Source organism: Notoacmeibacter marinus (assembly GCF_002238045.1).
Taxonomy (GTDB): Bacteria; Pseudomonadota; Alphaproteobacteria; order Rhizobiales; family Rhizobiaceae; genus Notoacmeibacter; species Notoacmeibacter marinus.
The window spans coordinates 323,709-348,948 of record NZ_NBYO01000001.1; the positions used below are offsets into that span (position 1 = coordinate 323,709).

Annotated in this window: 22 protein-coding genes and 1 riboswitch; of the genes, 7 read left to right on the forward strand and 15 right to left on the reverse strand. The window is 60.7% G+C overall.

Features of this window, described 5'->3' with window-relative positions:
* Positions 1-4 precede the first annotated feature (4 nt).
* Together B7H23_RS01515 and B7H23_RS01520 are read left to right on the forward strand one after the other, a co-directional pair.
* Positions 5-1,519: a bifunctional metallophosphatase/5'-nucleotidase gene (locus B7H23_RS01515; RefSeq protein ID WP_094075640.1), complete on the forward strand. Its 1,515-nt coding sequence runs from the start codon at positions 5-7 to the stop codon at positions 1,517-1,519.
* 38 nt (positions 1,520-1,557) lie between these two features.
* A riboswitch (SAM riboswitch) is annotated at positions 1,558-1,636 on the forward strand.
* Between the two features lie 41 nt (positions 1,637-1,677).
* Positions 1,678-2,859, forward strand: a complete 1,182-nt coding sequence (locus B7H23_RS01520) for an O-succinylhomoserine sulfhydrylase (RefSeq protein ID WP_094076801.1) — start codon at positions 1,678-1,680, stop codon at positions 2,857-2,859.
* Here the strand turns inward: B7H23_RS01520 and B7H23_RS01525 are convergent.
* Positions 2,856-3,461, reverse strand: coding sequence for a CDP-alcohol phosphatidyltransferase family protein (locus B7H23_RS01525; RefSeq protein WP_094075641.1), 606 nt, complete (start codon positions 3,459-3,461; stop codon positions 2,856-2,858). The two genes, B7H23_RS01520 and B7H23_RS01525, sit on opposite strands and share 4 nt — an antisense overlap.
* Positions 3,462-3,525: 64 nt before the next feature.
* Here B7H23_RS01525 and apaG point away from each other — a divergent pair, with 64 nt between their 5' ends.
* Positions 3,526-3,918: a Co2+/Mg2+ efflux protein ApaG gene (gene apaG / locus B7H23_RS01530; RefSeq protein ID WP_094075642.1), complete on the forward strand. Its 393-nt coding sequence runs from the start codon at positions 3,526-3,528 to the stop codon at positions 3,916-3,918.
* Here apaG and B7H23_RS01535 read toward each other — a convergent pair.
* The 4 genes from B7H23_RS01535 to B7H23_RS01550 form a co-directional block, all read right to left on the reverse strand.
* Positions 3,915-5,099 (reverse strand): sensor histidine kinase, encoded by a 1,185-nt coding sequence (locus tag B7H23_RS01535; protein WP_158215736.1) that lies wholly within the window; start codon positions 5,097-5,099, stop codon positions 3,915-3,917. The two genes, apaG and B7H23_RS01535, sit on opposite strands and share 4 nt — an antisense overlap.
* A gap of 195 nt (positions 5,100-5,294) precedes the next feature.
* Entirely contained in the window at positions 5,295-6,278 is a 984-nt protein-coding gene (locus B7H23_RS01540; protein WP_094075644.1) for an Hsp33 family molecular chaperone, read from the reverse strand.
* A gap of 1 nt (position 6,279) precedes the next feature.
* Positions 6,280-7,203: an ornithine carbamoyltransferase gene (argF, locus tag B7H23_RS01545; RefSeq protein WP_094075645.1), complete on the reverse strand. Its 924-nt coding sequence runs from the start codon at positions 7,201-7,203 to the stop codon at positions 6,280-6,282.
* The gene (locus B7H23_RS01550) at positions 7,200-8,402 is read right to left on the reverse strand and encodes an aspartate aminotransferase family protein (RefSeq protein ID WP_094075646.1); all 1,203 of its coding nucleotides are present in this window, start codon (positions 8,400-8,402) and stop codon (positions 7,200-7,202) included. Before B7H23_RS01550 ends, argF begins: the two co-directional genes overlap by 4 nt.
* Before the next feature lie 443 nt (positions 8,403-8,845).
* Here B7H23_RS01550 and B7H23_RS01555 point away from each other — a divergent pair, with 443 nt between their 5' ends.
* Both B7H23_RS01555 and ppk2 read left to right on the forward strand, forming a co-directional pair.
* On the forward strand, positions 8,846-9,388 hold the full coding sequence (locus tag B7H23_RS01555; protein WP_094075647.1) for a GcrA family cell cycle regulator: 543 nt from the start codon (positions 8,846-8,848) through the stop codon (positions 9,386-9,388).
* A 152-nt stretch (positions 9,389-9,540) separates the two neighbouring features.
* Positions 9,541-10,455, forward strand: coding sequence for a polyphosphate kinase 2 (gene ppk2 / locus B7H23_RS01560; protein ID WP_240534937.1), 915 nt, complete (start codon positions 9,541-9,543; stop codon positions 10,453-10,455).
* Here ppk2 and B7H23_RS01565 read toward each other — a convergent pair.
* Positions 10,418-12,448, reverse strand: a complete 2,031-nt coding sequence (locus tag B7H23_RS01565) for a glycosyltransferase family 2 protein (protein WP_094075648.1) — start codon at positions 12,446-12,448, stop codon at positions 10,418-10,420. The two genes, ppk2 and B7H23_RS01565, sit on opposite strands and share 38 nt — an antisense overlap.
* A gap of 171 nt (positions 12,449-12,619) precedes the next feature.
* On the opposite strand from B7H23_RS01565, the gene B7H23_RS01570 reads away from it, so the two are divergent.
* A complete protein-coding gene (locus tag B7H23_RS01570) occupies positions 12,620-13,483 on the forward strand; it encodes a transporter substrate-binding domain-containing protein (protein ID WP_240534938.1) in 864 nt (287 codons plus the stop codon).
* Between the two features lie 90 nt (positions 13,484-13,573).
* The gene (locus tag B7H23_RS01575; protein WP_094075649.1) at positions 13,574-15,244 is read left to right on the forward strand and encodes a lysine--tRNA ligase; all 1,671 of its coding nucleotides are present in this window, start codon (positions 13,574-13,576) and stop codon (positions 15,242-15,244) included.
* Between the two features lie 2 nt (positions 15,245-15,246).
* Here B7H23_RS01575 and B7H23_RS01580 read toward each other — a convergent pair whose 3' ends face one another.
* From B7H23_RS01580 to B7H23_RS01620, 9 genes are all read right to left on the reverse strand, one after another.
* On the reverse strand, positions 15,247-15,537 hold the full coding sequence (locus B7H23_RS01580) for a polyhydroxyalkanoic acid system family protein (RefSeq protein WP_158215737.1): 291 nt from the start codon (positions 15,535-15,537) through the stop codon (positions 15,247-15,249).
* A 94-nt stretch (positions 15,538-15,631) separates the two neighbouring features.
* A complete protein-coding gene (locus tag B7H23_RS01585) occupies positions 15,632-16,579 on the reverse strand; it encodes a hypothetical protein (RefSeq protein ID WP_094075651.1) in 948 nt (315 codons plus the stop codon).
* 44 nt (positions 16,580-16,623) lie between these two features.
* Positions 16,624-17,286, reverse strand: a complete 663-nt coding sequence (locus tag B7H23_RS01590) for a S24 family peptidase (RefSeq protein WP_094076804.1) — start codon at positions 17,284-17,286, stop codon at positions 16,624-16,626.
* Positions 17,287-17,385: 99 nt separating this feature from the next.
* Positions 17,386-18,000 carry a 2-hydroxychromene-2-carboxylate isomerase gene (locus B7H23_RS01595; protein ID WP_094075652.1) on the reverse strand — a complete coding sequence of 205 codons (615 nt, stop codon included), beginning with the start codon at positions 17,998-18,000 and terminating at the stop codon, positions 17,386-17,388.
* Positions 18,001-18,192: 192 nt separating this feature from the next.
* Positions 18,193-20,406, reverse strand: a complete 2,214-nt coding sequence (locus tag B7H23_RS01600) for a 3-hydroxyacyl-CoA dehydrogenase NAD-binding domain-containing protein (RefSeq protein ID WP_094075653.1) — start codon at positions 20,404-20,406, stop codon at positions 18,193-18,195.
* A gap of 24 nt (positions 20,407-20,430) precedes the next feature.
* On the reverse strand, positions 20,431-21,639 hold the full coding sequence (locus tag B7H23_RS01605) for an acetyl-CoA C-acetyltransferase (protein ID WP_094075654.1): 1,209 nt from the start codon (positions 21,637-21,639) through the stop codon (positions 20,431-20,433).
* Between the two features lie 104 nt (positions 21,640-21,743).
* Positions 21,744-22,385: a glutathione S-transferase family protein gene (locus B7H23_RS01610; protein WP_094075655.1), complete on the reverse strand. Its 642-nt coding sequence runs from the start codon at positions 22,383-22,385 to the stop codon at positions 21,744-21,746.
* Between the two features lie 29 nt (positions 22,386-22,414).
* Complete coding sequence (locus B7H23_RS01615; protein WP_094076805.1) at positions 22,415-24,208, reverse strand: acyl-CoA dehydrogenase C-terminal domain-containing protein; 1,794 nt, start codon at positions 24,206-24,208, stop codon at positions 22,415-22,417.
* A gap of 203 nt (positions 24,209-24,411) precedes the next feature.
* Positions 24,412-24,870, reverse strand: coding sequence for a MerR family transcriptional regulator (locus tag B7H23_RS01620; RefSeq protein WP_094075656.1), 459 nt, complete (start codon positions 24,868-24,870; stop codon positions 24,412-24,414).
* Between the last annotated feature and the right edge of the window lie 370 nt (positions 24,871-25,240).

A 25,240-nucleotide genomic window follows, 5' to 3' on the forward strand; every position in this document is an offset into this window, starting at 1 on the left:
GCCCATGTCCTTCTCAAGTCTTACCCGCCGCGCCCTTCTCGGTATGGCCTTCGCTACCCTTCTTCCGGGCGGCATCGCGCTGGCCGAAACGACCGATGTGACCTTCGTGCTGGTCAATGACAGCGACAAGATGGCTGCCGACCGCGACGGCCGCGGCGGCTTCGCAAAGATGGCCGCCGTCTTCAAGACGGAGCGTGAAGCGAACCCGAATACCATCGTCGTGCATGGGGGCGATATGCTGTCACCCTCGCTGCTTTCCGGCTTCGACAAGGGCGAGCACATTGTGACGCTGGCCAATATGGCCGGGTTCGACGTGGCCGTGCCGGGCAATCACGAATATGATTTCGGGCCGGAAAACGCGACGGCGCAGTTGGCGAAGACCGACTTTCCGGTCCTCGCCGCCAATATCGAAAATGCCGACGGCACCCCGCTCGCCGATTTCGAGTCGACCATGGTGAAGGAGGTCGGCGGGGTCTCGATCGGCTTTATCGGCCTGGCCGAGGAAACCACCGAGGAACTGTCCAGCCCCGGCGATCTTAGCTTCACCAATCCCGTGGCCGCCGCGACGGAGCAGGCCGAGAAACTGCGCGGCGAAGGCGCGGACTTCATTGTGGCGATAAGCCATAACCGGCTGTCGCTGAACGAGCAGATGATCGAGGACAATGTGGTCGACCTCGTGCTGGGCGGGCACAACCACAATGTCTGGGCTTATTACAATGGCCGCGCGGCGGGGATGGAGTCGGGCCATGACGGCATGTGGATCGGCGCCGTCGATGTCAGTTTCGAAATCGAGGAAGAAGACGGCGAGCGGGAAGTGGAATGGACGCCGACCTTCCGCTTTACCGATACGAAAGATGTCGAGGCCGATCCGGACGTTGCGGCCAAGGTCGCGGAATATGAAGCGACGCTCGACAAAGAACTCGATGTCGATGTCGGCACGACCTCCATCGAACTCGACAGCCGCCGCGCCTCCGTGCGCAGCCAGGAAACGGTGCTCGGCAGCCTCATCGCCGATGCGATGAGAAAGGCCGTCGACGCCGACATCGCCATCACCAATGGCGGCGGCATTCGCGGCGACAAGACCTACGCCGCCGGCACGAAGCTGACGCGCCGCGACGTGCTGACGGAACTGCCCTTCGGCAACCGGAACGTGCTGCTGGAAATGACCGGCGCGCAGGTCAAGGAAGCGCTGGAGAACGGGGTCAGCCAGATCGAGGAAGGCGCGGGCCGCTTCCCGCAGGTCTCCGGTCTGTCCTTCAATGTGGACCGCACGGCGGCAGCCGGATCGCGTGTCAGCGACGTCATGGTCGCTGGCGCGCCGCTGGACGAAGGCGCCAGCTACAAGGTCGCCACCAATGATTACATGGCCGGCGGCGGCGATGGCTATGCCGTCATGAAGGACGCCAAGGTGCTGCTCGATCCTTATAGCGCCAAGCTGATGGCCAATGACGTGATGGTCTATATCCGCGAGATGGGTGAAGTTACGGCACCGGACGGTGTGCGCATCACCATCAAATAGGCGAAAGGCTTGCGCTCTGTGCTTTCGGAGCGTAAGCCTTCTTCATCTGTGGTGATTTGGCCGGCCGGCTTGCAGCCACGTTAAAGAAGTCGCTAAAAAGGGCCGATGACGGACCGGTTGCGACTTTTCGCGGCCGGTTTTTTGTTTGGACGGTAACGATGGTCGATTATTCGAAACTTCACCCCGAAACCCAGCTTGTGCAGGGCGGCATCAATCGCAGTGGCTTCGGCGAAACATCGGAAGCGCTTTTCCTGACGCAGGGCTTCGTCTACCCCGATGCGGAGGCCGCCGAAGCGCGCTTCAAGGGCGAAGAACCTGGTTTCATCTATTCGCGCTATGCCAACCCGACCGTCGACATGTTCGAAAAGCGCATGTGCCTGCTCGAAGGCGCAGAGGATGCGCGCGCGACCGCTTCCGGTATGGCGGCGGTTTCCGCGGCGCTGCTCTGCCAGCTCGAGGCCGGCGATCATATCGTCGCGGCGAGGCAGCTTTTCGGTTCATGCCGCTGGGTGGTCGAGACGCTGGCGCCGAAATACGGCATCGAGACCACGCTGATCGATGGCACCAAAACCGAAGAATGGGAGGCTGCGTGTCGGCCCAACACCAAGGTCTTCTTCTTCGAAAGCCCGACCAATCCGACACTGGCGCTGATCGATATCGCCGCCGTCGCCCAGATCGCCAAGGCGAAGGGCATCACCACTGTCATCGACAATGTTTTCGCGACCCCTATTCTGCAAAAGCCGCTGGAACTGGGGATCGATGTGGTCTGCTATTCGGCGACCAAACACATCGATGGTCAGGGCCGATGCCTCGGCGGCATAGTTCTGTCGTCGAAAGCGTGGATCAACGAAAAGTTGCACGATTATTTCCGCCATACCGGCCCGTCCATGAGCCCGTTCAATGCCTGGACGCTTCTGAAGGGGCTGGAAACCCTGTCGCTGCGTGTCGAACGGCAGACCGCGAGTGCCGGAAAGATCGCCGACTGGCTGGCCGACCAGAACGCCATCGAAAAGGTGCTCTATCCGGGCCGGGACGACCACCCGCAGGCGGCGCTCGCCAAAAAGCAGATGGCGGGCGGATCGACCATGATCTGCTTCGAACTGAAAGGCGGCAAGGACGCGGCCTTCGCCTTCGAGAACGCTCTCGAAATCATCCGCATTTCCAACAATCTGGGCGATGCGAAGAGCCTGATCACCCATCCGACCACGACGACGCACAAGAACCTGACGGAGGAGGCACGCGTCGAACAGGGCATCATGCCCGGCTCGGTGCGCCTTTCCATCGGACTGGAACATCCTGACGATCTGATCGCGGATCTGGACCGGGCGTTGGGAATCTAGCCGAACATCCGGCGGGCGAGCAGGATGCGGCTGAGCGCCGTATAGCCGGTTAGGCCCGCGAAAAGCGCAGCGAGGATCGGGAACAAGGACGGAAAGAGGCACATAAGGACGAAGACAATCAGCGTTTCGCCGGCCTCGGCGAGTCCTGTCGTGAAGAAGAGCGACTTTTCGCCACGCGCCTCGCTATGCTCGCCCCGTTTCTCGGCCATGACCGCATAGGCCAGAAAGCTGCCGCCATTGACGTAGAAGGCCAGGAGGAGAAGGCCGCCAGCCACCGCATTCTGCGCCGGATCGAGCAGGATGAAGGCGAGCGGCACCGCGCCGTAAAAGGCGAAATCCAGCACGATATCGAGAAAACCGCCGAAGTCGCTCGTCCGCGTCCGCTGGGCGATGGCTCCGTCCAGCCCGTCGCCGAGCCGCGATAGCAGCAGAAGCAGGATGGCGATCCCAGCATGGCCGACCGCGATCAGGACCGCGCCGGCGATGCCGATAGCGAAGGCGATCAGTGTCATGCCATTGGCCGAGATACCGACGGCAACGGCACGGTCGGCCAGTCCGTCGATCAGCGGCGAGAGTTTTCGCCGGCCCCATCCATCGATCATCTCGCCCCCGTTTGACGCTCGCTATGCGCTACCCAATATGGCTGCATAAAGGGAGATCGCCATCATGTACCGCGCCGTTACAGAGGATATTGCTGTCGAGGTGCAACCGTTTTTCCTGCCGGATCATTCGGAGCCGCAGAACAATCATTTCGTCTGGGCCTATCGCGTCACGATCGCCAACGGGTCGGACCGAGCCGTGCAACTGCGCCGCCGCTACTGGAAGATCACCGATGGCGTGGGCCGGGTGGAAGAAGTCGAGGGCGCGGGGGTCGTCGGCGAAGAGCCCCGCCTGCTGCCCGGTGAAAGTTACACCTACACTTCGGGCTGTCCACTCACCGTGCCCTCCGGCATGATGCAGGGACATTATACGATGCAGCTCGATACGGGCGAACGGTTCGAGATCGCCATTCCAGCCTTCTCGCTCGACCTGCCGGAGGACGAGCGGACGCTGAACTAGGCGACGCCGAAATCGCGTCCCGCGATACGGGCAGCCAAGCTCGCATCGCCCTTCCTGTTCATCCCGCCAGCCATGGCAGCGAGGGGCACGGTCAGTTCGTAGCTCAACGTTCCGTCGGCCATGCTCCGGCGCGCCCGGCCCTGCAGAATGGTCGGAACGATGTGAAGCAAAAGCCGGCTCCCAAAACCGCCCTTCTCGACCGCGCCATGCGAAAGTCCGACCGTTTTCGGCAAATCTTCCCGCCAGCGGATCATCAGTTGATCCTCATTGCCGTCGGAGGGCTCCGCCTTTTCCCAGGAAATCCGGATCGTGCCAGCGTCCGTGGACAAAGCGCCATATTTTTGAGAGTTGGTCGCCAGTTCATGGAGCGCAAGGCTGATCTGCTGCGCGGCTTCGGAACCGGCATCGATCGGCGGACCGGATACATGGACGCGGTCGCCATAGGTTAGTTCGACGGGTTCGAGTTGCCTGCGAACCACGGCCCGGAGATCGGCGGCGGCGTTTGAATCGCCCTCAATGACCGTCGCAGTGGCATTGGCCAGGGAGTTGAAGCGCCCAACCAGCGTATCGATGAAGCTTTCGGTATCGGTCTGGTGACGCGCACTTTGCCGCGCGATCGACGAAACCACGGCAATGAGGTTGCGGCTGCGGTGGACCGCTTCGCGTGTGGTCACGGCAAGTTTTGCATTGGCACGGCTCAGATCGGCCGTTCGTTCCTCGACCTCCGCTTCCAGATTCTGCTGCGCCAGACGCAGCTTGGCAAGCGTCGCCTCGTGCGACGCAATCTCCTGCTGAAGCCTCTCATTGGCCTCCTGCAACTTGCTGGGCGTCGGAATGGAAACAAGCCGTGGGACGAGCCGGAACAGAACGATGGCGGTTACTGCCGAGACGAGGCCCGTTGCGAGTTTCAGAAAGCCCTGCAGCGGATAGATCGGATACCAGAGGGTGACGATGGAGACAGCGTGCGTCAGCCCGCAAAGCGCGATGAAGCTGACAAACAGCAGTACCAGTCTGCGGTGGTTCAGATCAGGCCGTTGGCTCAAAACCTTCAACAAAGCCAGCGGGATAAGAAAGTAGGAAATGAAAATCAGAAGATCGGAGCCGCCCCATAGGAGCAGAAGCCAGGGCTCCCAGAGCAGACACATGCCATGGGGCATATATGGCGAAAAATCGGTCAGCATTTGCAACACAACCATCTCCAATCGATGAGCACACGACGGATCAGGCTGGTCGCCGAACAGCTGCTCTCTGGAGCAGGTCACGGCCCTAGCATAGCCAGGCTGTCAGTCAAAGGAATGGAGCTGCCCTGGCCAGGTGAGTCCCAGCAAGGCAGCGCCGTTGGGAGGACACGCCGCCCGGCGCGTTGGAACCCGTCTTCAGTCCGCGCCGGCGAACTGCGTCGGATCGAAGGCATATTCGGTCGAACAGAACTCGCAGCGAACCTTGATTTGCCCCTCCTCGACGCTTTCGGCGCGCTCATCGTCCGACAGGCTCGTCAGCACCGTTTCGATCTTCTTGCGAGAGCAGGAGCAGTCGTCCTTAAGTTCGACGCCCTCGTAAACGCGCACGCCATGTTCATGGAACAGCCGGTTGAGCAGACGCTCGGAGCCAACAGTAGGATCAAGAAGCTCCAGATCTTCCACCGTGCCGACCAGAAGCCGCGCTTCCTGCCAGGCATCGTCGATGGCGGCCTCAGGATCGATCTCGTCTCCGTCGCCGCCCGGCAGATCGCCCATCCGCATCCGCTCCGGCGCATCCGGCAGGAATTGCGCGACGATCCCCCCGGCACGCCATATCTCGTTTCCGCCCGGCAGAACCTGCTGGCCGGCGGCGAGCCGTATATCCGTCGGAATCTGCTCGGACTGGCGGAAATAGGTGCGCGCGACATCTTCCAGCGAAGCGCCATCGAGCGCGACGATCCCCTGATAGCGCTGGGTCTGCGGCCCCTGATCGATGGTCAGCGCCAGAACGCCGTTTCCCAGCAGTTGCTCCGGCTTTGTCTCACCGGCGGCAACCGCGACGTCCAGGCGGGTCTCGTCGAACCGCGCATAGGCGCGTAGCGAGCCCGGAACCGTCAGATCGGCCACCAGCATGTCCACCGGCCCGTCCGTTTTGGTCTGGACAATGAACTTGCCGTTGAATTTGAGCGAGGTGCCGAGCAGCGCAACCAGCACGACAACTTCCGCCAGTAGCCGGCTGACCGGCTGCGGATAGGCGTGACGCGACAGAATGGCGTCCAACTCCGGGCCCATCTGGACGACACGGCCGCGCGTATCGAGATCTCCGACCTGGAACGGAACGACATGATCGTCGCCCGCATGGCCGTATTCGCCCAGTTCGGGCTGCTCGACGGCGTTCATGTCAGGCCACTCCGCCAAGACACCAGTGCAGGACAGCTTTCTGCGCGTGCATACGGTTTTCCGCCTCGTCAAAGACGACACTTTGCGAGCCGTCCATCACCTCGTCAGTGACTTCCTCGCCACGATGGGCCGGCAGGCAGTGCATGAAGAGCGCGTCGTTCTTGGCGCAGTTCATCAGGTCGGCATTGACCTGGTAACGCTGGAAGACATTGTTGCCACGCGCCCGGTGTTCCTGGTTCATCGACACCCAGGTGTCGGTAATGATGCAATCGGCGTCGTCGGCGGCCTTCTGCGGATCGTCGGTCAGTTCGACCGTCGCGCCCTGCCCACGCGCCCAATCGACAAAACGTTGCTGCGGCTCGGAACCGGCGGGCGTGGCGATGGACAGCGAATAGCCGAACCGCGCCGCGCCCTCGATCAGCGAATGGGTGACATTGTTGCCGTCGCCCGTCCAGGCGAACTTCTTGCCCTTTACCGGGCCCCGGTGTTCTTCGAAGGTCAGAATGTCGGCCATGATCTGGCAGGGGTGCGTGTCGTCGGTCAGGCCGTTGATAACCGGAACGGTGGCCGCGTCCGCCAGTTCCAGCAGGCGCTCATGCTCCAGCGTCCGCACCATTATGATATCGACATAGCGCGAAAGGACCCTGGCCGTATCGGCGATGGTTTCGGACCGTCCGAGTTGCATCTCCGCGCCGGTCAGCACCACGGTATCGCCGCCAAGCTGACGCATCCCGACTTCGAAGGAAACACGCGTCCGGGTCGACGGTTTTTCGAAGACCATGGCCAGCGTCTTGCCGGCGAGCGGCGTATGGCTCTCGCCAACTCGCTGCCTGTCCTTGACGAACCGGGCGTGATCCAGAATGGCGCGCAGCGCGTCATTGGACATTTCGGCAAGGTCGAGAAAGTGGCGTGGGGTCACGGTCATTGTCCGTTTGTTTGTACAGCGTCCAGCGATAGCGCACCGGCGGCGCGGTCCAGAGATTGGAGAGCCGCGCGAATATCTTCATCGCTGACATTGAGCGGCGGCAGGAAACGCAGGACATTGTCACCCGCCGGGACCAGAAGAAGATGTTCGTCGCGGACAGCCGATAGCATCATGGCGGCCGGCAGCCGACATTTCAGACCGATCAGAAGCCCGGCGCCCCGCACGGTTTCGAACAGGTCCGGATAGGTGTCGACAACCGCTGCAAGCCCCTGCTTGACGAGGAGCGCCTTGCGGTTGACCTCATCGAGAAATCCGTCTTCCAGAACGCATTCGACCACGGCCTTGCCGACCGCCATGGCCAGCGGGTTGCCGCCAAATGTCGAGCCGTGCGTGCCGGCGGTCATCGCAGCCGCCGCCTCTTCGGTCGCAAGGCAGGCGCCAACCGGAAAACCGCCGCCGAGCCCCTTGGCCACCGCCAGAATGTCAGGCGTGATCTCCGCCCATTCATGAGCGAAGAGACGCCCCGTCCGGCCGATACCTGTCTGTACTTCGTCGAGAATGAGCAGGACACCGTGTTCGTCGCAAAGATCGCGCAGTTCCCTCAACCATTGCGTGTCGACCGGGCGTACGCCGCCTTCGCCCTGGATCGGCTCGATCAGAACAGCGGCCGCGGTCGGCGCGGCGATCGCCTCTTTTGCCGCTTCATGATCGTCAAAGGAAACCTGTATGAAACCGGCAGCCTTGGGCCCAAAACCCTCCAGATATTTGTCCTGGCCGCCGGCGGCTATCGTGGCCAGCGTCCTGCCGTGAAAGGCCCCGTCGAAGGTGATGATGTCGATCCGGTCGACATCACCTCTGGCGTAATGGTAACGCCGGGCCGTCTTGACGGCCGCTTCGATCGCCTCGGCGCCCGAATTACAGAAGAAGACGCGCTCGGCGAATGAATTGGCGCATAGCAACTCCGCCAGTTCCCGCTGAACCGGAATGTCGTAGAGGTTGGAGACATGCCAGAGCTTGTCCGCCTGTTCGGCGAGCGCAGCCCGCAGCCGGGGATGGGCATGGCCGAGCGCGTTGACCGCTACACCGGACGCAAAATCCAGATATTTCTCGCCATCCGTGGTCCAGACCCAGGCGCCCTCCCCCTTCTCGAAGGATAGCGGAGCGCGGGCAAAGGTATCGAAGAGCGCCGAGCCGCCCATTGTCACATCTCCCGAACTGACAGGCCTTCCGGGCGGGTGATGCAGGCCCTCCGGAGCCCAAAAGCAAAAGCCGCCCCGTTCGCCGAGGCGGCTATCGGCCCGTTATCATGCCGCACTGCCAAAAAGTCAACGCATCAGCGCTTTAGCTGTTTGCGCAAGTGCGATGAGACCATCATCCACACCTTTCGGCCCCATCAAGCCCGTAAAAACCAACCGGACTCATTTCCGTCCCAAATTTGGGGAAAACAGACAAAAGCGAATCATCACGGCCAGCTGATGGTGGACAGCGAGTCCGGCGGCGGCGTAGGTTTAGCACCAATCGAGATAAGAAATCTCTGGCGGCGAACCCGATACGGTCAGTTTATCCAAACTGCGAGCGAAGTATTTGCTTGCAGGGCCGAGGGATTCGAAGAGGCGATGCGGCAAACGAGGAGAACAACCTTATGAGTTGGACAGACGAGCGGGTCGAACTGCTCAAGAAACTCTGGGCCGATGGCCTGAGTGCGAGCCAGATCGCAAACCAGTTGGGCGGGGTGAGCCGCAATGCGGTCATCGGCAAGGTTCATCGGCTGAAGCTTTCCAGCCGGGGACGAGCGAGCCAAAAGCAGGCCCGGCCAAAGAAGCCGTCTGCGCCGCGGCAGCCTACCGTTCGGTCCGCCGCACCGCGGGCGAGCGTTTCGAACGTCGTCGCCAGCCAGTCGATGCCGCGCACGAATTCAGCTGGCGCAACCGCGCTGAAGGCCGATTACGCGATCGACGAGGTCGCCGAGCCGATCTATCAGTCCGCCGCAGAAGTGGTGGTGCCGATGAGCCGCCGCCTTTCGCTGCTGGAGCTGAACGAGCGGACCTGCAAATGGCCCATTGGCGACCCGCTGCACGAGGACTTTCACTTCTGCGGCAACGATAGCGGCGAAGGCACGCCCTACTGCAAAGGTCATGCCCAGGTGGCTTATCAGCAGAATGTGGACCGCAAGCGCTCCCGTTAGGCCTTCACACACGGCCGTCTGGCACAGTTCAGGGCGCCCTCTCCTGGAGCGGCGCCCTTTCTCGTCGCCAATCCGAAAGAGAAGGCTTGTCGTCCTGCGATCACCGTGACCACAATCGGCCCAAGCGAAAAACCCGAAGGACCGACCCGATCATGAGCGAAAAGAACGCCGGCGAACATGTCGTGATGATGGATCTCGAACCGATCGATCTGATGATCGGTGGAAAGAAGCGCCGGTTCGATATTGCCGATCCCGAACTGCCGGATTGGATCGACGATGCGGCGTTTTCGTCCGGTGGCTACCCCCATGAGGATAAGCTGAAGCGGAACACCTATGAAGATCTGCTGGAAGCGCTACAGGGCGAACTGATCAAGCTTCACGCCCATCTGCAGGCAACCGGCGGGCGACTGGTCGTTCTGTTCGAAGGCCGGGATGCTGCCGGCAAGGGCGGCACCATCAGCCGTTTCCGACACAATCTCAACCCTCGCGAGGCCCGCATCGTCGCATTGTCGAAACCGACGGAAACCGAGCAGGGGCAATGGTATTTCCAGCGCTACGCCGAGCATCTACCCACGGATGGCGAAATCGTTCTGTTCGACCGTTCCTGGTACAATCGTGCTGTGGTCGAACCCGTCATGGGATTTTGCACGGAGGCGGAATACGAGGCCTTCCTCGATGCGGTGAACCCGTTTGAAAAGCTGCTGACGGATGACGGTATCCATCTGTTCAAGATCTGGCTGAATATCGGCCGCGAAATGCAATTGGAGCGGTTTCACGACCGCGTCCACAATCCGCTGAAATACTGGAAGTTCTCATCCATCGACCTGAAAGGCATCGGCCTTTGGGATCGCTATACAGACTACCGCAATCGCATGTTCGCGGCGACCCATACCGATCATGCGCCCTGGACCGTGATCCGGTCGAACGACAAAAGGCGCGCACGTGTCGAGGCTATTCGGCTTGTCCTGTCGTCAATCGATTACAAGGGACGCGATGCTTCTGTGATTGGCGAAGCCGACGCGCAGATCGTCAAGAATGCAGGCGACTTTCTGGCTGCCAAGCTTTGAGCCTTCTCGGCAGGAGCCGATCGACGGTCGGCTTGTGTGCGGTCTTCTCCCAAATGTGGGCGCGCTGCCGAACGAGTTGGAAGACAGCCCGCCAGGCTGCAACCGACTGCAGCAACCAATAAGCCGGCACCCCCGCCCATATGGTGGCGAAGGAAGCTCGCTCGCGCATGGTAGCGGCCTTCGTACCGAGCCAGAGATAGGCGCCGATGCACATCGCGAAATTGGTGAAATCGATCCCATAGAGGAGCAACTGTAACGCTGTCGGGCCTTCACTGCTTATTGCGACATGACCGAGCAGATAAAGAGCGCTGAACAGCATGACCGGCAATAGCAGAGCCGCACCCGGAATGCCCGAAAGCAGGATCTGCGAAAGGAAGAAAGAGGGCCCGCCCAGTTCCCGCCAAAGACGGCGTGGGTGACGGTTGTGAACGAGCCAGCAAACCATCCACCCTTTCAGCCATCGGGTTCGCTGCGGCAGCCAGGTTTTCAGATTATCCGGCGCATCTTCCAGAGTGGGTGCGTCGATCACGCCGCTGCCATAGCCGGCTCTGGCCATGCGCATGCCCAGATCGGCATCTTCGGTCACGTTGTAGGGATCCCAACCGCCCACCTCGTCCAGGACCGCCCGGCGAAAATGGTTCGATGTGCCGCCGAGCGGCAGAACGCTGCGCGATGCCGCCAGAAAGGGTAAAATGCCACGAAACAGCGCTGCATATTCGAAGGCGAACTGTCGAGCGAGCCAGTGATCGTCGCCATTGGTCACGATGAGCGGCGCCTGCAGGCAACCAAGTTCGGCAGGGCCGTCCCGAAACGTCTGGTAGGCTTCCATCAACTGATCGGGATGCGGACGATCCTCCGCATCGTAGAGACAGACATATTCGCCGCGGCATGTCGGTAGCGCAAAATTGAGCGCACGGGGCTTGGTACGCGGTGCGCCGGGCGGCACTTCGAGCACCTCGACATGAGCCGGGGGGCGCAAAGCGTGAATCGCTTCGATCGTCTGGCGGTCGTCAGCTTCGCAGATCAGGCGGATTTCCAGCTTTCCGGTCGGCCAGCGCAATTGCCCGAGGGCCGTCAACAATTGCCCCACCATATCCGCTTCCTGATAGAGCGCGACCAACACTGTATAGACCGGCAGTTCATCGCGATCGCCGATCAGGTTCAGACGTGGCTTCTTCGCACCCGCATGCGGCACGGCGGCCAGGCGCAACGCCATGCAACTGAGAAAGAATGTGGACGACAGAATATGCACCGCAAGCATGACCAACGTCGGTGCGGCGACAAGACCGATGGCCAGACTGACAGCCAAAGCACCCAGTACAAAGGATTGCCAGGCATTGGTCAGGTGCCGCGCTGAAAAGCCCGGTGCATCGACGAAGAGCTTATTGCGGGCCCGCTCTTCCAGTTCGGCGGACAGGCGATCTATCAGCGCCTTGCGCAGAACCGGTCCTGCGACCAGACAGGACTCGTCTCGGCTTTCGGACGGCAGGCGATGGGCGCGGCTGACGCTGTCGGGTACCAAGCGCCTGTAACGCCCGTCCGGCAAACGATAACCGACCGCGATATCCTGCCAGCGGCAAGCAAGAAGCCGTTCGATGGCGGCGCTCGGTAGGACCAGATTTTCCGGCTTGAGCGTCTTAAGCTGCGGCAGACCGCTCTCCTGCGCAAGAAATCGCGACCACTTCGTCCGGTCGAAAAGCGTGTTCGACAAAACCGCATCTTCCAGGCCGGTACGATTGCGGCGCGCCCGGTCGATGGCATCGCGCAAATCCGTCGCTTTCCATCCCATGAGAATAAGAACGCGAATGATCAGGCGATCATGATGAGCGCATCGCTGAAACGATCCCGCCGCGTTGAACGCAACAACATTCGATGCTCCTGCAGGCTTTCGTGCAGCGCCATCGGAATCTTCATCATAAAGTGCCGATTCACCGACAGAATCCGGACAATAGTCGACCGATGCCAGCGCAAGCCGGCTGTTCTGCTCTGTCATGAAATCTGCCCCCTCGCGCGGACGACCTCTTTTTCCCGCACGTTATTCTTAACTGTGCTCTATAGTTCGATAAAATAGGAATCAAAACAAGGATAAATTTCAACTCTGATGTCGGTGGCTGACATTGACGTGATCTGATATGCACACGGCGCGATACGAACGGTTGGTTCAGTGACACTCACGGCTTCTCTGGAATATTTTCGGGTTCTTGCCTTAAGCCTTGCGATTATCGGCATTGCTCCGGCCGCCTTCGCGCAGGGCAGCACACCCACGCAACCGCGCCTTTGGGACGAAACGGAGCGGGTCGATCGCATCGATGCTTCATCGGTTCAGCGGCTCCGCTTTCTTACCGTTCTGGATGACCCGCCATTCGCGTTTCTGGACAAGTTCGGAAAGCTGACCGGTCTGCATATCGATCTGGTTCGCGCCGTCTGCGACGAACTCGGGATCGCCGAACGCTGTCAGATCCAGGCCCTGCCCTATGACGAACTGGTTTCCGCCCTGGAGGTCGGCGATGGCGACGCGGTGATTGCCGGGGTTCCGGCAACTGCAGAAAACCGACGCTCACTAATTTTTACGCGGCCCTATCTTCTGCCGGCTGCGCGGTTCGTCACGCGAAAGACCGATGGCCCAATAGACGATCCGGCTGCGTCTTTCGCCGGACGGCGTGTCGGTGTGCTCGCCGGTTCGTCGCATGAAAGGCTGCTTCGGCGCGACATGCCCGATATCGAGCCGGCGGTCTATACCCGAGAAATCTGGATGTTGAACGACCTCAAAACCGGAAAGATCGATGCGATCCTTGGCGACGCGACCCGGTATTCGGTCTGGCTGGCCGGGACGGGCGCCGATGGCTGCTGCCGGTTCGGCTCCGGACCATATCTGGCGCCCGAACTATTCGGCAATGGATGGAAGATCGCCGTTTCGCGCCGCGACCAGGCGCTCGCGGACGCCTTGAATGCTGCGCTACGCGCCATTTCGAACGATCAACGCTTCGAACAGATCTTCCTGCGCTATTTTCCGCTGGGCATATACTGAGCGCAAAGGCGTTGACGGGGGCCGCCTGGCCAGCCTACCAGTCCGCCGACCGCAATACCGGGCTTGGCCCGGCCTGATCGTGAGAGCCCAATGAGTCTGCCCGCGCTGACCGAAGAAGAATTATCCGCCGACTTCCGCCAGGAAGCAGCGGTCAGCAAGGCCTGGCCATTCGAGGAAGCGCGCAAGATCATCAAGCGCTACGCGAAGGGCGAGTACCCGGAAAACGGTGTTCTCTTCGAGACGGGCTACGGTCCATCCGGCCTGCCGCATATCGGTACATTCGGCGAAGTGGCGCGTACATCGATGGTCCGCCATGCCTTCCGCGTTCTGACGAGCGACGAGGTGCCAACCCATCTGATCTGCTTTTCCGACGATATGGACGGCATGAGGAAGGTGGCGGAGAATGTGCCGGACCCGCAGGCACTGATGCCGCATCTGCAGAAGCCCCTCACCGAAGTGCCGGACCCTTTTTGCGGCGGGCATGACAGTTTTGGCGCGCACAACAACGCCAAGCTGCGCAGCTTTCTTGACCAGTTCGGCTTCGATTACGAGTTCGCCTCGGCGACCGAATTCTACAAGTCCGGGCGTTTCGACGAGGCTCTGCGCGAGGCCGCCCGGCAGTATCGCAAGATCATGGACGTCATGTTGCCGACCCTCGGAGAGGAGCGGCAGGCGACCTATAGCCCCTTTCTACCCATCGATCCGAAGAGCGGGCGCGTCCTCTACGTGCCGATGAAGCATGTCGACCCCGAGGCGGGGACAATTACCTTCGACGATGAGAATGGCGAAGAAATGACCCTTCCGATCACCGGCGGCCACGTGAAGCTGCAATGGAAGCCCGACTTCGGTATGCGCTGGGCGGCGCTGGGCGTGGATTTCGAAATGTTCGGCAAGGACCACCAGACCAATGCGGTGGTCTATGACAAGATCTGTCGCATTCTCGGCGGTCGGGCGCCGGAGCATTTCGTCTACGAGCTGTTCCTCGACGACAAGGGCGAGAAGATCAGCAAGTCGAAGGGCAACGGCATTTCGATCGACGAATGGCTGGCCTACGCCCCGACCGAGAGCCTGGCGCTCTACATGTTCAGCAAGCCGCGCACCGCCAAGCGCCTCCATTTCGATGTCATCCCACGGGCGGTCGACGAGTATTACCAGTTTCTCGCGGCCTATGGCCGGCAAGACGCCAAGCAGCGGCTGGCGAACCCGGTCTACCACATCCATGCGGGCAAGGTGCCGGTGGTCGAACTGCCGATTGCCTTCTCCATGCTGCTTAATCTGGTTTCGGCTTCCAACGCCGAGAACAGAGATGTGATGTGGGGCTTCATATCGGCCTACGCGCCGGGGACGAGTGCTGAAACCCATCCTGATCTGGATCGGCTCGTCGGATTCGCGTTGCGCTACTACGAGGACTTCGTCAGGCCGGCCAAGAAGTTCCGGGAACCGGACGCAATCGAGCGCGATGCGCTGGAGCAGTTGCAGGCCAGCCTGCGCGGCCAGCCGGACCATGCCGATGGCGCCATGCTTCAGGACGCGGCGCTGGACGTGGCGCGCGGCATCGAGCGCTACCAGGATCACAACAAAAAGAGCCCGAGCGGCGGCCCGGGCGTCTCGGTGGCGTTCTTCCAGATGCTCTATGAAGTGCTGCTCGGACAGGAGAAGGGGCCACGCTTCGGTTCATTCGTCGCCCTTTACGGAACGGAACGGACGGCCAAGCTGATCGATCAAGCGCTGGATGGCGAACTGACCGGGCCCGAAACCTGAGGCTATTTCTTCTCAAGAAGAAGGGTCGTATCTTTCTTGAGCTTTCCAAGAATCTTGTCCGCCATGCCGGCCAGGAGCATCGGCAGGCGGACCTCGATCCGCACATCCTCTTCACGCACCTCGATCTCGCCGGTGACGTTCTGGCCCAAGGCCTTGGCGTCGAAATGGCAGGTATCGGCTTCCCAACGGCTGTTCAGGGCAATTCCCATACCGATATCGCCGGCGTAGCGGTCGAACCCGCCCTTGATACGCGACAGAGCCTCTTCCTTTGAGAGGTCGTGGGAAAGAGTCATGCTGACAGGCTTGGCCATATGGTAGAGCGCTCCGCGGTTTGATGTCTCGGCGGCCAACGCCGCCCCAAGCCATGCATATGGGTGGTTTTTGCGATTATTGAAAGGTTTCCTGCACATCCGGTTTCATGGTTCCGGTCAAATCATTCGCGGTGCCGGTCGCTTCCCTTTGGGTCAGACCGGACGGCGGCAGGATGGTCGCGACGGGATAAGTCCATTGCGGCGTCGGAAGCGTGGCGACCTGATCGCGTCTATCGACTTCATCGCTGCACCCACCCTTTCCTTCCGCCGCGCAGCTATCTTCTGGCGACCAGCCGCCCAGTCCGAACAGGCCGAGCCCCTTGCTGCGCGCCTTCTCGCTCAAGCCAGGCAGATCGGAGCTTACCTCACGGCCCGTGTGCGTTCCGTCCTCACTGGACGCGTTCGTTCCATCTTCGCCGCTGGACGGTATCGCCCAGCCATTGGCAACGAGCCATGTCGCCACGTCCTCGCCGGCGAGCAGGCATTTGGTGCGGACAATCTCATCGGGTGAGCGCTGCGTGATAGCGGCGTTCTTCTGCTCGGGCGGTAAAAAGCAGGTCACGGCACGCGCACGCACCCACCGCCGAACGGAGGCGCGCGCGATCACGCCGCACCGGACTTTGCTATCGCCACAGCGATCTTCAACCGCTGGAGCAAGCACGCCATCGATCGACAATGTATAGTCTTCCGCTATTAGGCGATCTGCGGCAACGATCTTGGGTCGGAACAGACGGCGCCAGATCCAGTTGTCGGCAGCCGTTCGCATGGAAGCCCGCCCTTGCTCGAAGGACTGCCGATCCGCAGGCCTCGCCAAGGACGATAGCGGCTTGCGCGAGGGCCCGCGCCGAAACTCCGACACATTCAGATCGGGAGATATCCATCCTGGCGCAATACGGCGAACCGTCTTCCCGGTAACTGGATGCGGCAGCTCGGTATCGGTCGACGTCGGACCGGGTGTCAACGCATCATCCGCCCGGACCTGCGGGCCAATCATGATGATGATCGAAAGCGCCAAGGTCGCCAAAGCGAAGCATCCTGACGCTGAACGGGAAAACCCTACGCCGCGGCTTACTGGCTGGCCCAAAGAATACGCGCAACCCATTCGATCTCGTCCATTGCGAAGGTTCGCGGCGGATGATCGGGGTTGAACGAGCAGAGGTCAATGCTGTCTTCGGCATGCTTGTCGAGGACCTTGGCCATCACCTCGCCGGCGCGGGTTCTAGCAACCACACGGTCGCCATTATGCAGCTTAGCGCTTGGCGAGAGGATCAGGCGATCGCCGTCCCGATAAACCGGCTCCATGCTGTTGCCGTGGACCTGAAGCGCCCAGTAGGTCTCACCGCGATTGGCAGGAAAGGCAATCGTGTCGAGTCCTTCGCCCGAAGGATAGCCGGCATCGTCAAACCAGCCTCCGGGACCCGCTTCGGCAAAACCGAGGAGCGGAATTTCGAAATGGGACTGTTCCTGATCTGAAAAACCGTTTTCCGTTTTCCGCTGTTGATCCAGCGAAACGAAATTGGCAAAGTCGAAGATGCTTCGACCGGTTGCGTTGAGGACTTTGAAGATAGATTCAGTGGACGGCCAGCGATTGCGTCCGTCTTTGCTGACTCGCTTGCTCGGATTGAACGTCGTCGGATCCAATCCCGCACGACGCGCAAGCGCCGATGGGCTAAGGCCCGCCTCAGCCGCCAGTTGGTCCAGCGCTCGCCATACACTCGTGTGCGTCGTCACTCGCATAACCTGCCAATTATACAACCTGTGCGTTGTGTAGGTTGCATCTAGTCAACTGTCCATAGTGTTTATGTGATATCAGACATCGGTAGAATTTGATTATTGCGCGGTATAGGGTTTGCGGCCCGTCATCAAAGCGCTTTCCAGATATTCGATCCTGTCCTGACCGAAAAACAATTCGCCGTTCAGCGCATATGTCGGAACACCTTGAACACCGATAGCGACAGCCTGTTCGGAGTTGTCCTGTCGCTGCCTTGCGACCACATCCGAACCGGCCTCCTGTATTATCTTGTCCTGCGGCAGATCACACGTTGCGAGGATTTGCCGAAGGACCGCTTCATCGGCGATGTTCTGATCGCGTGTCCATAGCGACCTGAACGTCTCGAGCATGAAATTGCGCGGATCAAAGTCGCTTTGGCACAAGGCGATGACGATTCGGTCGGCGAGCGAAGGATCGGTCGGAAAAGAGGCCGGCTGCGGCTGGATCGGCACGTCTCGCATTTCGGCAATACGCTGCAATTCGACCAGACGATAACGCTTTCTCGCCTCAGACCGTTTGGCCAGTGGAAGGACGCCCGCCGCCGGAAACACGATCCCAAGATCGACCGGCAGGAAGCGCAACGTAGCCTTCTGGCGATCGGCGACCGTGCAAAGCGTTTCGTGGCCTAGATAGCTGAACGGCGAAATGGACGAGAAATAATAGTCGACAATCATACTCAAGAGCAGCGAACTCCCGCGACCTCGGTTTAAATCGGTTCATACCTTAGAACATTTGTTAATCGAATGTTCAATCGGATCGGACGGTTCCTTTGTTACAGCCGCTGTCTAAAAGGCGCGGCGTTCCATGAAAAAGCCCCGTCACCGAAGTGACGGGGCTTTCGATGCCAACCGGTGCGAAGAGGTCGCTCAGGCAGCTTTCCTGCCGACCGGGAACCGTTCGTAAAAGCTCTGGTCTTTCGACGCCATATCGCGCAGCAGTTCCGGCACGGCGAACTGTTCGCCATATTCGGCCTTCAGCGCGTCGGCGCGTTCGACGAAGACCTTCGCACCAAATCCGTCGATGTAGGAAAGCGCCCCGCCCGAATAGGGTGCAAAGCCGAAGGCCAGGATCGAGCCGACATCGGCCTCACGCGGATCTTCTACAATACCCTCTTCCATCACACGCGCCGCCTCGATGGCGATGGTGAAGAGAAAGCGTTCTTCCAGCGTCTCGACATCCAGCGAATCCGCTGCCGTCTGATCGAACATCTCTTTCAGGCCAGGCCAAAGATGCTTCTTGGCCGGCTTTTCCGGATAGTCGTAAAAGCCCTTGCCCGCCTTGCGGCCAAGCCGGCCCTTCTCGACCAGTTCGTCGACCATCTTCATGTGACGCTGATCGATGGCGTCGTCGCCGAGATCGCGTGCGGTCTGACGCATGATCTTCTGCGACAGATCGATGGCCGTTTCGTCGTTGAGCGCCAAGGGACCGACCGGCATGCCGGCCATCTTCGCCGCATTCTCGATCATCGCCGGCGGAACGCCCTCGACGAGCATATTGTAGGCCTCGGAAATGTAACGCAGCACGCAGCGATTGACGTAGAAGCCGCGCGTATCGTTGACAACGATCGGAGTCTTGCCGATGGCGCGAACGTAATCGATGGCGGTCGCCAGCGCCTTCTCGCCCGTCTTTTCGCCAAGGATGATCTCGACGAGCATCATCTTGTCGACCGGCGAGAAGAAGTGGATGCCGATGAACTGATCGGGCTTCTTCGAATTCTGCGCCAGCGACGAGATCGGGATGGTCGAGGTGTTGGACGCGAAGATCGTGCCGTCCGGGATCACCGCTTCGGCGCTCTCGGTCGCCGCCTTCTTGACGCCGCTATCCTCGAAGACCGCCTCGACGACCAGGTCGCAGCCCTCGAGATCGGCGTAATCGGCCGTCGTCGTGATCCGCGACAGAATCTCTTCCTTGTCCGCTTCGGTCGCGCGACGCTTCTTGATGCGGCCATCCATGATGCCGGCTGCATGCTGACGGCCCTTCTCCGCGCTTTCCGCGTCACGGTCCAGCAGGACGACATCGATGCCGGCCTTCGCGGTCACATAGCCGATGCCCGCGCCCATGAAGCCGCCACCGCCAAGGACGCCGATTTTCTTGAACTTGCTCTTTTCCACCCCATCGGGACGGCGCGCACCCTTGTTCAGCTCCTGCAGGCTGATGAAGAGCGAGCGGACCATCATGGCCGCTTCGGTCGTCCGCAGAATTTCGGTGAAGTAGCGCTGCTCGATGGTGAGGCCCGTATCGATCGGCACCTGAAGCCCTTCGAAAACGCATTTCAGGATCGCTTCGGCGGCCGGATAATTGCCGTAGGTCTGCTTGCGCAGGATGGCGATCGCCGGCGGCCAGAGCTGGCTGCCCGCACCGGAATAGACGGGCGTGCCCGGCGCACGGAACTTCTTCTTGTCCCACGGCGCTTCGGGATCGACCTCACCGGCCTTCAGCTTGGCCTTGGCCGCATCGACCAGATCGTCCGCCGCCACGACCTCATGGATCAGACCGGTCTTCTGCGCCTTGGACGCATCCATCGGCGAGCCGGTCGTCATGAATTTCAGTGCTTCCTGCGTGTCGATCAGGCGCGGAACACGTTGCGTGCCGCCGGCGCCGGGGAAGATGCCGACCTTCACTTCCGGCAGGGCGATCTTCACCTTCTCGCTGTCGGCGGCGATCCGGTAGTGGCAGGAGAGCGCCAGTTCCGTCGCGCCGCCCATGCAGGTGCCGTTGATCGCAGCGACCCATGGCTTGCCATTGGTTTCGATCTTCCGCCAGAGCCAGGACATCCGGCCCGCGCCTTCGAAGAGTTCCTTCATGCCCTCTTCGGTCGGGTTGTCCTTCAACTCCTGAATGCGCTCCATGCGGCCGTTCAGCATGGAAAGGTCCGCGCCGCCGGAGAAAGAACCTTTCTTGCCGGAGGTGAAGACGACGCCCTTGACGGCCTCGTCGCCTCTCGTCGCGTCGCAGATCGCCTCGATCTCGTCCATCACCTCTTCGGTAAAGACGTTCATGGATTTGTCGGGCATGTCCCAGGTCACGAGCACGATGCCGTCATTGTCGGTTTCGACGGTGAAGTTCTTGTAGTCAGCCATTGTTCCTGTCTCCTCCGTCTTCGCTCAAACGCGCTCGATGATGGTGGCCGTGCCCATGCCGGCGCCGATGCACAGCGTGCAAAGGCCGACATTGACGTCGCGGCGTTCCATCTCGTCGAGCAGCGTGCCCAGGATCATCGCGCCGGTCGCGCCGAGCGGATGGCCCATCGCGATCGCGCCGCCATTGACGTTCATCTTGTCGTGATCGATGTCGAAGGCCTGCATGTAACGCAGCACGACCGCCGCGAAGGCCTCGTTCAGTTCGAACAGGTCGATATCCGACAATTCCATGCCGGCGCGCTTCAGCAGCTTCTCGGTGACGTCGACCGGGCCGGTCAGCATCAGCGCCGGATCGGAGCCGACATTTGTGAAGGCGCGGATGCGGGCGCGAGGCTTCATACCCATCGCCTTGCCGGCGTCGTCCGAGCCGAGCAGCACGACTGCCGCGCCATCGACGATGCCCGACGAATTGCCGGCATGGTGGACGTGATTGACCGCCTCGATTTCCGGGTGCGCCTGAATGCCGACGGCATCGAAGCCGCCCATTTCGCCCGGCATCACGAAGGACGGGTTGAGGGAGGCAAGCGACTGCATGTCGGTGCTCGGACGCATATGTTCGTCATGGTCGAGAATCGTCAGGCCGTTCTGGTCCTTGACGGCAACAACGGATTTGTCGAAACGGCCATCCTTCCAGGCCGCTTCGGCGCGCTTCTGGCTCTCGACGGCGTAAGCGTCGACATCGTCGCGGGAAAAACCGTACTTCGTGGCGATCAGATCGGCCGATACGCCCTGCGGCATGAAATAGGCCGGCAGGCCGACCGACGGATCGAAGATCCACGCGCCGCCGCTCATGCCCATGCCGACGCGGCTCATGCTTTCCACGCCGCCGGCAACGACGATGTCGTCCGAGCCCGCGGCGATCTTGCCCGCACCGAGATTGACGGCATCAAGGCCAGACGCGCAGAAACGCGAAATCTGGACGCCAGGGGCAGCGAAATCGTAACCCGCTTCGAACGCTGCGGCGCGGGGAATGACACCGCCAGCTTCACCGACCGGATCGACGCAACCGAAAATGATGTCGTCGACCTTGGACGTGTCCAGACCGTTGCGGTCTCGGACCTCTTCGAGCACATGGCTGGCAAGCCGAACGGAGGGCACTTCGTGCAGCGATCCATCCTTCTTGCCGCGTCCGCGCGGGGTTCGCACAGCGTCGTAAATATAGGCGTCAGCCATTCGTTCTCTCCCTGTCTACGCCTCGGCTATACAGGCCTGTCGGCGCGTTCCCTTCGCGACGATCCGGCTCAGGACCGCCGAATTTCGTTTGCCGTCGGCCGCGTTTACGGCTCCAAAGCGCGCGGCATGAGCGCTTCGGGCGGCCGGAACCCATCCAGCTTCTTGATGCGATCGACCCAAGCGACGACGTTCGGATAATCGCCGAGATCGACGCCGATCTCGTCCGGCCAGTTGAAGTAGCCGAAGCAGGCAAGGTCGGCGATGGTCGGCCGGTCGGCGGCCAGCCAGTCGCGACCTTCGAGCCGGTGGTTCAGAATATCCAATGCCGCAACAAACCGGCCATGGAGGAACTGGACCACTTCGGTCTCGCCCGTTTTCTTCAGATGTCGCAGAAAGCGCAGCGGTCCGCCCTGTCCCGAGACCTTCTGGCTATCGAAGAGCAGCCAGCGCATCACTTCGTATTCCTCGGCTTCGGTTTCGTGGCCGAAGGTGCCGAAGTGACGGGATAGATAGGCCAGGATCGCGCCGGACTGCGTCAGGGTGAGATCGCCATCGCCCCGATGGTGGATCAGAACGGGTACCTCACCCATGACGTTGGTGTCTTCGCGCCAATCGGCCTGGCGCGTTTCGCCATCGAAAAACGCGACCTTGAGCGGCTCCCAGTCCGCCTTGTTCAGCGCCAGCATCAGCGCTGCCTTATAGGCGTTCCCGCTCTCGTAAAAGCAGTGGAGTGTGAATTCGCTCATAGGCCGGCTCCCGGCTCTTACTGCCTGGATCAGAACGCTTCGACCGGCACCGCCATCATGGTTTCCGATCCGGTCTGGATGCGGGCGAGACGCGTCGCCGTCTCCGGCATCAGCCGTTCCATATAGAAGCGGGCGAACTGCATCTTGGCTTCGTAGAAGGCCTTATCGCCCTCGCCAGAGTCCAGCTTTTCCTTGGCGGCCTTGGCCATGAGACCCCACATGTAGCCGATAGCGACGAGGCCGAAGAGATGCATGAAGTCAGTCGAGGCCGCACCGGCATCGTTCGGGTTCTTCATGCCGTTCTGCATCAGCCACATGGACGCGGCCTGCATGTCGTTCATGCCCTTCTTGATGTGCTTGGTGAAGAGCGCGAGGTCCTCGTCGCCGCGATTGGCCTCGCAGAACTCACCGACCTCCTCGAAGAAGGCCATAACTGGCTTGCCGTTTTTCATGCCGAGCTTGCGGCCGACCAGATCGAGCGCCTGGATGCCGTTCGCGCCCTCATAGATCATGGCGATGCGCGCATCGCGCACATACTGGCTCATGCCCCATTCTTCGATATAGCCATGGCCGCCGTAAATCTGCTGGGCGTTGGTGGCGTTCTCATAACCTTTGTCCGTGAAGACGCCCTTCAGAACCGGCGTCATCAGCGACAGAATGTCATCGGCGCTTTCGGCCTGCGGCGCGTCGCCCGAACGGTGGTGAAGATCGGCTTTCAGCGCGCTCCACAACATCAGGGCGCGCGCACCCTCGTTGAAGGAACGCATGGTCAGCAGTGCACGGCGCACATCCGGATGCACGATGATCGGATCGGCCTTCTGGTCGGGCGCCTCGGCACCGGTCAGAGCACGGCCCTGCAGGCGTTCCTTGGCGTAGTTCGCCGCGTTCTGATAGGCGATTTCCGAAATGGAAAGCCCCTGCAGGGCGACGCCGAGCCGCGCCTCGTTCATCATCGTGAACATGGCCTTGAGGCCCTTGTTCTCCTCGCCGACCAGCCAGCCAGTCGCCTCGTCGTAATTCATGACGCAGGTCGAGTTGCCGTGAATGCCCATCTTCTCTTCGAGCGAGCCGCAGGCCACGCCATTGCGCTCGCCAAGGCTGCCGTCCTCGCCGATGAAATATTTCGGCACCACGAAGAGCGAGATGCCCTTCACGCCCTCCGGCGCGCCCTCGATCCGGGCGATAACCAGGTGGATGATGTTGTCAGCCAGATCGTGTTCGCCGGCGGAGATGAAGATCTTCTGGCCGCTGATCTTGTAGCTGCCGTCGCCCTGTGGCACCGCCTTGGTGCGCAGCAGACCCAGATCAGTGCCGCAATGCGGCTCGGTCAGGTTCATGGTGCCGGTCCATTCGCCGGACGTCATCTTCGGCAGATAAGTCTGCTTCTGCTCTTCGGTGCCGTGAGCCAGCAGGGCCGCGATCGCACCCTGGGTCAGGCCCGGATACATCAGCAGCGCCATATTGGCCGAGGAGAAATATTCGCCGACAGCGCTATGGAGCGTGTAGGGCAGGTTCTGGCCGCCATATTCTTCCGGCACGGACAGGCCCATCCAGCCGGATTCGCGATATGCGTTAAAGGCACCCTTGAAAGCATCCGGCGTGGTCACGGACGAATCCTCATGGCGCACGCAGCCTTCCTGGTCGCCGATCTGGTTGGTCGGCAGGATCACCTCTTCGGCCATGCGGCCAGCCTCGCCGAGGATCGCTTCGACCATATCGGGGTCGGCATCGGCGAAGCCCGGCAAATTGTTGTATTGGTGGAATTTCAAGACATCGTTGAGAACGAAAAGCGTATCTTTCACAGGGGCCTGATAGACCGGCATCAACATCTCCTCCGAAACGAGACCCGCGGCCCCGTCGGCCGCAATGAGTGTGGCGCTCAATATCGTATTTTGACGTTTCCGTAAACGTCAAAATTTCTGCAGACAGATTTTTTGCTATTGGCAGAAGTGGAGCATCGACAAGCAAAGAAAAGCCCGCCCCTACAAAGAGGAGCGGGCCTTAGCCGGATTGCCGACCGGTCCGGTCAGGAGCGGCTGACCGCCCCATCCAGAGATGTACGGACGGAAGTGAGGGTTTGCTGCAATTCGCCGATCGCGTTATCCAGATCGAGACGCTGCTTTTCGAGCCGCGCCAACTGGCGGGTGCCCTTTTCCAACAGAACCTTCAACTGACGATAATTTGAGCCGTTCGGCTCATAAAGATCCATGATCTGTTTGACCTCACGCAGGGAAAAGCCGACCCGGCGTCCCAGCATGATAAGTTTCAGGCGGGTGATTGCCCGCCGGTCGTAAAGGCGCGTCGTTCCAATGCGACGCGGCGCCACCAAGCCCTTATCTTCGTAGAAACGGAGAGCGCGCAGGGTCACCCCGAGCTGGCTGGCGACCTCCCCAATGCGCATGTACTGGCCGCCATTTTCGTCGGCATCGGCGGTCTCGTTGGCGCTCTGCTGTTCGGTGAACGCCGAGTTCGATAGTGTATTCATGTCCCTAGCTGCGACCTTTGTCTATTCCTGTATCTTGTCAATTGGCTTTCTTCCGCAACGCAGAAGCGCCTTTGAGGCCGGTGCCTTGACCGGACTGCAGTCGTCGCTCTCGATCTGGAGGCTACAAAAGAAAATAGAACCGAACGGCGCCGGGCCGTTTCGCGTGCTCTTACGTAAACGTCCTATAAGGCATTTCTAAGATGATTCAACTCACCTCGAACGCCATTCACCAAGCTTCTGCTGAATGATCTTCCCTCATAAATTGACAGTGGCGTTCGGAACCGCCCGTCAACGGGAAATTAAGACATCTTAACCTCATGTTTACCATAGAAGCTGAATGGTTGCCCTGCGTTGGGCCAACCCCGCTGCG

Excerpts from the sequence above, each read along its gene's own strand:
- B7H23_RS01550 (WP_094075646.1), bottom strand. The coding sequence starts at position 8,402 with ATGGGCGGCTCGGCGCTCTTCGATACCTTTGCCCGCGCTCCGCTATCC.
- B7H23_RS01535 (WP_158215736.1), bottom strand. The coding sequence starts at position 5,099 with ATGCTGACCGATTTTTCGCCATATATGCCCCATGGCATGTGTCTGCTC.
- B7H23_RS01580 (WP_158215737.1), bottom strand. The coding sequence starts at position 15,537 with ATGACTCTTTCCCACGACCTCTCAAAGGAAGAGGCTCTGTCGCGTATC.
- B7H23_RS01605 (WP_094075654.1), bottom strand. The coding sequence starts at position 21,639 with ATGGCTGACGCCTATATTTACGACGCTGTGCGAACCCCGCGCGGACGC.
- B7H23_RS01595 (WP_094075652.1), bottom strand. The coding sequence starts at position 18,000 with ATGATTGTCGACTATTATTTCTCGTCCATTTCGCCGTTCAGCTATCTA.
- B7H23_RS01615 (WP_094076805.1), bottom strand. The coding sequence starts at position 24,208 with ATGCCGGTCTATCAGGCCCCTGTGAAAGATACGCTTTTCGTTCTCAAC.
- apaG (WP_094075642.1), top strand. The coding sequence starts at position 3,526 with ATGTACCGCGCCGTTACAGAGGATATTGCTGTCGAGGTGCAACCGTTT.
- B7H23_RS01600 (WP_094075653.1), bottom strand. The coding sequence starts at position 20,406 with ATGGCTGACTACAAGAACTTCACCGTCGAAACCGACAATGACGGCATC.
- B7H23_RS01520 (WP_094076801.1), top strand. The coding sequence starts at position 1,678 with ATGGTCGATTATTCGAAACTTCACCCCGAAACCCAGCTTGTGCAGGGC.
- B7H23_RS01610 (WP_094075655.1), bottom strand. The coding sequence starts at position 22,385 with ATGAGCGAATTCACACTCCACTGCTTTTACGAGAGCGGGAACGCCTAT.
- B7H23_RS01525 (WP_094075641.1), bottom strand. The coding sequence starts at position 3,461 with ATGATCGATGGATGGGGCCGGCGAAAACTCTCGCCGCTGATCGACGGA.
- B7H23_RS01565 (WP_094075648.1), bottom strand. The coding sequence starts at position 12,448 with ATGACAGAGCAGAACAGCCGGCTTGCGCTGGCATCGGTCGACTATTGT.
- argF (WP_094075645.1), bottom strand. The coding sequence starts at position 7,203 with ATGACCGTGACCCCACGCCACTTTCTCGACCTTGCCGAAATGTCCAAT.
- B7H23_RS01540 (WP_094075644.1), bottom strand. The coding sequence starts at position 6,278 with ATGAACGCCGTCGAGCAGCCCGAACTGGGCGAATACGGCCATGCGGGC.
- B7H23_RS01555 (WP_094075647.1), top strand. The coding sequence starts at position 8,846 with ATGAGTTGGACAGACGAGCGGGTCGAACTGCTCAAGAAACTCTGGGCC.
- B7H23_RS01515 (WP_094075640.1), top strand. The coding sequence starts at position 5 with ATGTCCTTCTCAAGTCTTACCCGCCGCGCCCTTCTCGGTATGGCCTTC.
- B7H23_RS01620 (WP_094075656.1), bottom strand. The coding sequence starts at position 24,870 with ATGAATACACTATCGAACTCGGCGTTCACCGAACAGCAGAGCGCCAAC.
- B7H23_RS01575 (WP_094075649.1), top strand. The coding sequence starts at position 13,574 with ATGAGTCTGCCCGCGCTGACCGAAGAAGAATTATCCGCCGACTTCCGC.
- ppk2 (WP_240534937.1), top strand. The coding sequence starts at position 9,541 with ATGAGCGAAAAGAACGCCGGCGAACATGTCGTGATGATGGATCTCGAA.